Source organism: Hydrogenivirga sp. 128-5-R1-1 (assembly GCF_000171895.1).
In genome coordinates this window covers 1-1168 of the sequence record NZ_ABHJ01000464.1, presented here as the reverse complement: position 1 = coordinate 1168, position 1168 = coordinate 1, and the positions used below count along the sequence as shown (strand labels likewise).

General features: G+C 36.1%; 2 protein-coding genes. Both read left to right on the top strand.

Features of this window, described 5'->3' with window-relative positions; translation table 11 throughout:
- On the top strand, positions 1–749 hold a 749-nt coding region (locus HG1285_RS00655), incomplete at its 5' end, for a tetratricopeptide repeat protein (RefSeq protein ID WP_008289601.1).
- Positions 750–762: 13 nt separating this feature from the next.
- Entirely contained in the window at positions 763–1167 is a 405-nt protein-coding gene (locus HG1285_RS00660) for a hypothetical protein (RefSeq protein ID WP_008289600.1), read from the top strand.
- Position 1168: the final 1 nt, after the last annotated feature.

The following is a 1168-nucleotide window of genomic DNA, read 5'->3' as shown; positions in this document are numbered from 1 at the left end:
AAGGGAAATTTGACGAGGCTGAAAAGTTATACTCCCAAATTATAGAACAAGATATTAAAGAAAGCGATTATGCCCTTTATAAACTGGGATATCTGTACTACCTGAAAAATGATTATCCTGATGCAATTAATACACTCAAGCAGTATTTGGAAAAATATCCCCAAGGAGAATATGCCCTTAATGTAAAATCACTTCTTGTAAAGATATACATAAAACAGAAAGACCTCAAAAAAGCCATTGAAGTTCTAAAACAAATGCCAGACACAGATGAAAACAGATACCAGCTCGCAGTTTTATATTACAAATTAGGAGATTTAACACAGGCAAAAAGCTATTTTGAAGATCTTTACACCAGATTTCCAAAATACAGAAATGATATAGCCTATTATCTGGCAAAAATACAGCTAAAACTTGGATATCCACAGCTTGCCAAAAAGTATCTGGAAGAGGCTGTAAATGGCTCAGATTATAATCATGTAGCAGAAAGTTATTATCTCCTTGGGCTAATATACCAGCAGGAAGGAAATCTGGAAAAAGCCCTTAACAATTTTGTAAATGTGGTTTATCTTTATCCTGAAGCCAAGGAATTTGTTATAAAGGCCAGAATTAAAGCAGCCGAAATAATGAAAAGTAAAGGTCACAAACAGGAAGCCGCTTGTATGCTGAAACCTCTTAAAAAATACAATCTCAACCCTCCCCTGCAACAGAAGATAAAACAACTACAAGAAGGGCTTCCCCAATGTAGATAAAGGAGGATAAAAGATGGAATATATAATCCAGATTTTCCAGAAAGGTGGACCTATAATGTATCCCCTTTTATTTCTGGGGATATTGGCAATAGCATTTATTATTGAGCGGTTATACTCCCTTTCATCAAGAAAAACCTTTCCTGTTAGAAAGTTAGAAGAGATATCCTTTTACATACAGGAAGGTAGATTTGCAGAAGCCATAACAATAGCAAAAAATACAAACTCTGTGGCAACAACACTTGTGGCAGGGATACTTGAGGCATACATAAGAGGAAGAAAAGATGAGCAGCAACTTAAAACTGTTGCAGAAGAAATAGCAAGAGCTGAAATTCCTAAACTTGAAGGTTATATAAATGCCATTGGCGCCATTGCTGCCATTGCACACTGCTCGGTTTCCTTGGAACAGTTGTCGGGATGAT